Genomic DNA, 7,592 nt, shown 5'->3' with positions numbered 1-7,592 from the left:
GCTCAAAGTTGAGGTGTCGCTGCTGCTGCCGTCACTCAAAGTGTAGGTAGCGACTGGAACCGCACCGTTGTAATTGGCTGCAGGAACAAAACTGAACGTTCCATTGGTATTAATTTGTAGGGTACCAATTCCCGCAATAGTCGCCGTGTCTCCTGCATTATAAGTGGCCGGATCGCCTGCTACAGTAAACTGGACCACAGTGACCGCACCGTCCACGCTGCTCGTTCCCGTCAGCACGTTACCATTTAACGTGGTGTCTTCCGCTGTAGTCAAGACCTCATTGGTGTCGCTAAAGGCATCATCGACAGAAGTAACATCTATAGTCAAAGTAGAGATATTACCGCTGCTTCCATCACTCAACGTATAAGTAATTAAAGGAACTGAACCATTATAGTTTGCAGCAGGAACAAAACTGAATGTACCATTGGCATCAATTCGTAAACTACCAATTCCAGAAATGGCAGCTGTATCTCCAGCAGCGTAAGTTGCAGGATCACCTGAAATTGTAAACTGAGTAACATTTACCGTACCGCCCACACTACTTGTACCTGTTAATACGTTACCGTTCAAGGTAGTGTCTTCAGCGGTATTCAAAAACTCATCAGCATCACTAAACGGATCAACTACTGGAGTGACATCTATACTTAGAGTCGAAGTATCGCTACTACTACCATCGCTAAGCGTATAAGTCACCAGTGGAACTGTACCGTTATAATCAGGGGCAGGTATAAAGCTAAAAGTACCATTCGCATCAATTCGTAAACTACCTACGCCAGCAATAATGGCGGTGTTTCCAGCAGCATAAGTCACTGGGTCGCCTGCCACGTTAAACTGAGTAACACTAACTGCTCCATCAACACTGTTTGTGCCTGTCAATACATTTCCATTCAAAGTAGTATCTTCATCAGTAATCATTACTTCATTTGCATCAGTAAACGCATCATCTACAGGTGTGACATTTATGCTCAGGGTCGAACTATCACTGCTGCTGCCATCACTCAACGTGTAAGTAATTACAGGAACAGAACCATTATAGTTTGCAGCTGGAATAAAGCTGAACGCACCATTTGTATTAATTTGTATGGTACCTATGCCGGAAATAATAGCGGTTTGCCCTGCACTGTAGATTGCTGGATCACCTGCCACACTGAACTGGGTAACATTTACCGTTCCATCAACACTGCTCGTCCCCGTCAACACAGAACCATATAAAATTGTGTCTTCCGCCGTACTAACGACTTCATTCGCATCACTAAAAGCATCATCTACCGGAGCAACGTTGATGGTTAATGTGTTAGAGGTTGGATCGAGATCATTTCCTCCATTCAAAGTTCCACCGCTATCCTGAACCTGGAATGTAAAATGTGCGCTACCGTTACTATTTGCTGTGGGTACATAAACCAGTAAATTAGAGTTTATTGCAGCAATACTAATAGTTTGTCCAGAAGTAACCATCATTCCGTTGAGATACAATGTGCCATCGACTGGTAAGGTATTAATTTTAACAGCCAGAAATGCGTTAGCAGATGAATCATCAGGATCCGTAAATCCAAAATCAACTGCTTTGATAACAAGTGGTGTATCTTCAAGGGTAGATACGTTTTTATTCGTACCTGCAGGGGCATCATTAACCAAACCAACCTGTAAAGACAAAACAGCACTTTGTTCCATAGTGCCATCAGAAACGAAATAGGTAATATTCGGAACTGGTCCACTATAGTTTAGTTGTGGGGTAAAAATATAATTTCCATTTGCAAGAATGGTTATTTGCCCTCTGCCCTGTATAACAGCTGTCTGACCTGCTTGATATTGCGCAGGATCACCATCTATTCTGAATAAACTCACTCGAATGGGATCTCCCTCTGGATCCCTATCATTGGTTAATACGTTGCCTGTAAGAGCTGTGTCTTCAAATCCCGTATTAGTTTCAGATACTGAATTGGGAGCGTCATTTTTACCATGGACAGTAAGCGTTATTTGTTGTTTGGTTCCATCTGTGGCTACAGCATCGAAGGTGAGAATCTGGGTCTCGCCAGCCCTAAGTGCATCAACCAAGGGACTATTATGGTGTAATTGATAGCTCCACTTTCCAGAAGCATCGAGAGAAAATGTACCCAATGTTCCAGATATATTTTTGGGAGTAAAGCCATTAATACTGGTGATTTGCGCTTCAAATTTCATTACCCCGGGAATGGAATTATTTAATCCACTGGATTCCGTAACTTCCCCTTTAAAAATCCCGCTTATCACTGAAGAAGGAATGTTAATATTTGAAATAACCAAAGAGGCGTTATCATCAGTTACTGGTTTGAACACTATAGCTTGCGGTGTTGGATTTGACCTTAAATCTCGTAATTCTTCAAATGTTGGTAGGAAAGTGTTATTGTTCGGCAGTATTAACTTTGAGCCGTTCATCACATCGAGGTAAAAAGGTACTTTTGCTTTTTCTGTTTCATCAACATACATACTGGCAGCAATAAGTTTTTTTGTAACTACAGAACTGTGTAGATCATTAGCTAAAATGTCTTGTGAATGAGCGCTATTGGAGCGTAACAAACCTGAATTTAATACCACGGATTGTTCATCAAGAACATAAGGTTTGCTTACAACGAGTTCCTTAGGAGGTTCGTCGTTAAGTTGTATATGAGCTTCACCACTCAGAAGCGTTATCCTATCTCCATGATGCAGAGCAGCTCCAGCTTTAATTATACGTACTTCTCCCTGTACGTTGACTTTTTCAAGAACGCCATTAAGAACTTTTACAACACCAATAGCGACTTGCGTTAGCATACTCTATCCCTGTATATACATGGACACCTACTTTAAGATTAGACCAAAAAAAGGGCATTTTGCAAAATAATGACAATAAAATCAAAAAAGTAGAACTATTTTGGGCAAGTGATATCTAAAAAAATATTTTTTTTCATACGGTTAGTGGTAATTCAAAAGTATTTATTGCTACACCATCTGACCTACTGATTTTAAAGAAAATAATGTCGCTTGTTGAACAGTATCAAGACTCCTGAGCTTACAAAACTCAAGAGCCCTTGATTATTTAATGTCCCATGACCAAAACGTTGGCAGCGAGCATATGTTGAACAAGCTCCACAGAATTCGTAGTTCCATATGCAGAAGCCACATCAACCCCACTTAATATGATCGTTTCTGGAGAATTATTGAACTGAGCATTTCCAGTAGGATCTGTTTTAATCACGGTATCTGTTTGATTCGTTGATTCATTATGTATGGTACTGATTTGCAATAAAGTGTCCAAAGAATCTGAACTTAAGGTAGACTCTTTGAATAAATCCGTTAAATCCAAAGTACTCTTATCACCTGAATTATCCCCTGCAATACCCAGTTTAAAATCAGTTATAGTATCAATAGCGGGTTCTTCACCAATATCTGCTTTTTCAAAAACGAAGATGTCGTGACCACCGCCACCGGTCATCAGATCATTTCCCATACCGCCATGAATCACATCATCGCCTAAGCCACCAAGTATCGAATCATCACCTTGACCACCATAAAGACGATCATCACCTTCCCCACCGAGGATCAAATCATTACCTTCTCCACCAAAAATGAAATCATTTCCAGAGCTGCCATGCAGTTCCATACCACCTATTGATGATGACAGATCAGTAATAATCTCATGGTTATTAACCTCATGCGCCAGTACGTTTCCATCTTCTACACTCTGATTTATCAGTGCATTCATGTGCTGATCATCTAAAGATTGTTGACCATCTGTCGCATGCGAAACATCAAGACCATGAGCCAAAACGAAATTGTTCACTACAGAATCAAGCTCATGCACAAAATCATCTTTATTACTGCTTTCTGAGCCATCAGACAACATGATTGCAGATTGATTTACCAAGGTATTAAACTGGTCATTAAAGCCCTTCAACTCATCATAACTGATGATTGAACTACTGAATGCAAGAATAATAACGCTGATGTCGCTTAGTAAATAAGCAGGTAAATACCCATTCGTATAGTGTTCAATAATCTGGGCATAACTACCTTGCGTCAAATGCTGTACCTCACTGATAGCAGCAAGCGCATTCTGGCCAGGGACTAATGTATCCATACTGGATTGTAATGCCTGTTGGCTAGCGGCCATGAATGCAATAACTTCAGGGCTAGCCATATCACCTAAATCAAGATGCGAGGCAATATTTTGCAAAAAGGCTTTATCACTAAAATCGGCGATAACGCCCTCGGGCAGTTCAAGCAAAGCCTTGCTAATCGCCTCAAACACTGAAAAAGAAACATGACCTTCATCGGTGGAATAACGAATGGCAGCAATTTCCGCAAACTGAACAGCAGCGGTCATGACAGCCGCATTTTGCGCAAGAACATCATGAGAACCCATTATCGGATTAAGACTAATGAGCTCGGTGCCTTCTGGCAAACCCAAACGTGCAACAATATTGGCATTCGCTGTTTGGTAATCAAAACCTGATTCCAACTGAGCCTGTAACAAACTGGTTAACGGTGACACTATCGCTGAGCCCACAGGACCAAAGAGATTGATCTCATAACTAAGCCCAGTGTCTATGTCAAAACCACCCGTTTGCACGGCTCGAGCTTCACCCAAAACGTATTGACCATCACCATTCACATCCAGTTTGGCAAGATCCAGTACCCACTCAACATGACCGTATTGATCCGTAATCCCCAGACGCTCACCTTCGTCTTCCTGGTTGTTACTGTTAATATCCAGATAAAGAATGGCTCCTACTATAGTTCCATCAATAGTAGCCGTTCCCCCACTTACTACAACTCCAGTAAGGTGAGTATCTCCAGAATCATTCAACACAGCGCCATTGGATAAGGTTACTTTAAAATATTCAGTAGGGGCACCGCCTGAATAATTTACAGTTATGGTGTACGTATTAGATACAGGAGTTGAAACAGCTACTCCGATGATATTCGTACCTTTTATCACAATAGTGTCCACATTTACTGTAAAATCAGTAATGGTATCAGTTGGAGCTGCACCTGCCGTGGCACCGCCTTGTCCTTTGAGTAAAACAATCTGATCGGAACCTGATCCTGTAGTAATGGTGTCGTTTCCTAAGCCGCCTATGATGGTATCGTTTCCGCCACCAGCATTTAAAATATCATTACTGCTATCACCCTCTAACCATTCACTAGCATTTGTTCCAGTAAAAGTCTCCGGAGCATAGCCGCCATTTAATTCCAATTGAACTGAAGTAGTTTGTGAAGCAGTACTGCCGTTGCTGGATTCAACTGAGCTTACAGTTGCTGTTATGGCATTAATTTGAGCCGTAGTCAAAGCAGTTGATGAGACTAAACGAACATCATTTCCAGGAATGATCGTTGCAGAACCAGCATTGACTGGAATTGAAGTATTAGTCACTACATCGAGCAGAGTTACACCTGCTGGTATACCGGCTAAAGTGATGTTGCCAAGTGTTTCACTTCCGTCATTATCTTTAAGATACGCTTCAGTTTGCAGAGTGTATTGATAACTTGAAGGTTGATTAACGTTAATGTTATCCCATTGAACAGCTGAATCGTTATCATATGTATACAACCCTATAGTTCGTAAAGCTGGAGCAGCCGCCGCTGCGCCACTTACACTTCCATAAATGTAATCAAAGTTTGCAGTAATACTGGGATTACTCATATCCGATGCGGAAACAGATATACCAAGATTACTTACATTAATAACTACGTTAAACCAGTCATCAGCATTAAAGGTAGTTCTTGCCAAATCAATGGGAACATTACCAACAACTTGGACCAAAGTTAACTCTTGATACTGACCAGGATGCACATTGAAAAACTCACCGCCAGGAGAATACTCAATACTGGGATTTTCCCAACGAACCAAAAAGTAATTTGATGCGTTTTGATAACCAAAAACAATACCTGTTCCATTAGCTCTTGGTGAATCAGCATCAGCAAACATATCAACAGAAAGAACATAGTTGGTTAAAGCACGCTCAGCAACAGTTAACTGGTTACTGTTTAAAACTAAAATACCTTGAGCATCATCAGCAACTTCATTTGCATTGTAAATAATTGTTCCACTCGGTTTTGTCCACCTGTTATTAAAATTACTAACCTCTGTTGCATTTGTACCCGTTTCACCAGCCCATACGATCTGGCTGAATAAATTGGCTTCAGTGTTTGTTTTACCACTTCCACCTTGTATTTCAGCAAATGTATTGGAAAATAAAGCCACTCTACTCCAATTACTAAGATTATTTTCATTACTGTTGTTTGAAAAATTGGCGGCAATAACTGCTGTTCCGGCAACTAGCGTTGGTAAACTTAAATGAGCAAACACAACTGGTGTATCCGCAACAGAAGCCACATCTACAGTCATTACATTAGGTGTTGGATCAAGATTAACACCACCATTTGCTGTACCGCCATTGTCTTCAACCTGGAAAGTGAAATTCGTTTGCCCGCTATAATCTGCTGTGGGCGTAAAGACTAAAAGGCCTGCGTTAATATTAGCAATACTGATAGTTTGACCAGCAACCACAGCAACGCCGTTTAAAGTCAGTGTTCCATTAGCAGGTAAGGTAGTAATCCTTACCCCTGCAAAAGTATTCGCAGGAGTATCATCAGTATCAGTGAAATTAAAATTAGCAGCTGATAAAACTATTGGAGTATCTTCATTTACAGACAACAAATTATTTTGACCTTGTGGCGCATCATTTACTGCATTGACTGTCACGTTTACGGAAGCAGTTTCTGTAACGCCTCCTGAGGTCACCGTATAAGTAAAGTTGGTAGTCCCGTTGTAATTTGCTGATGGTGTAAAAGTTAAAGTACCATTAGCGTTTAAAAGCACCGAGCCATCAGCCACGGCTACTGTACCGCCAACGGCTATGGTCGTGCCATTGATCGCTGTAATCGTATGACCTGCGTTTTCAAAGCTGTCATTAGCATTAACATTCACAATCACAGCAGTATCTTCATTTGTAACTATTGTATCATTGGCTATATCAACAACCGGATTAATAGTAATACCCACAGTATCGCTATCCAATAAAGAACCGTCTGTAGTACTCATGGTCAAGGTATCGGAACCGTGGTAATCGGCTACAGGACTGTAGATTAAGCCATTCAAAGCAGTATTAATTGCTGCGGGAGCACCACTCAAAGTAACAGAGCCTGTGCCGTTGTTACTGATGGTCACTCCAGCCGTAGCCAGAGCGGTTAAGCTGCCATGCAGCACAGAAATGGTGGTCGTCACCACAGCGCTATCGATATCCGTTACACTGAGCGCATTGCCGTTCGCAGAGCTAAATACTCGAGTAGCGTCTTCACTCAAAGTTTGCGCTCCAGGCGTACTATTAATCGGAGCCTCATTGACCGGATTAACCGTGACATTTACCGTAGCGGTTTCTGTCAATCCAGCGGAAGTCACCGTATAGGTAAAGCTGGCATTACCATTAAAATCAGCGGCAGGTGTAAAGCTCAAGGTACCGTCAGCATTCAACACCACACTACCATTAGCCACCACTACCGTACCGCCTACGGCTATGGCTGTACCGTTAATGGCGGTAATGGTATGTCCTGCATTTTCAAAACTGTCATTG

2 protein-coding genes are annotated in these 7,592 nt (G+C 41.6%); both read right to left on the bottom strand.

What is annotated here, in order from left to right:
- On the bottom strand, nucleotides 1-2,790 hold a 2,790-nt coding region (locus Lwor_RS12115), incomplete at its 3' end, for a tandem-95 repeat protein (RefSeq protein ID WP_157063150.1).
- Between the two features lie 265 nt (nucleotides 2,791-3,055).
- Nucleotides 3,056-7,592 (bottom strand): tandem-95 repeat protein (locus Lwor_RS14240; protein WP_193786625.1); only part of this gene is annotated, 4,537 nt, incomplete at its 5' end.

The organism is Legionella worsleiensis, from assembly GCF_001467535.1.
Lineage (GTDB): Bacteria > Pseudomonadota > Gammaproteobacteria > Legionellales > Legionellaceae > Legionella > Legionella worsleiensis.
The sequence above is the reverse complement of the archived record's forward strand: the minus strand, read 5'-3'. Positions and strand labels throughout refer to the sequence as shown.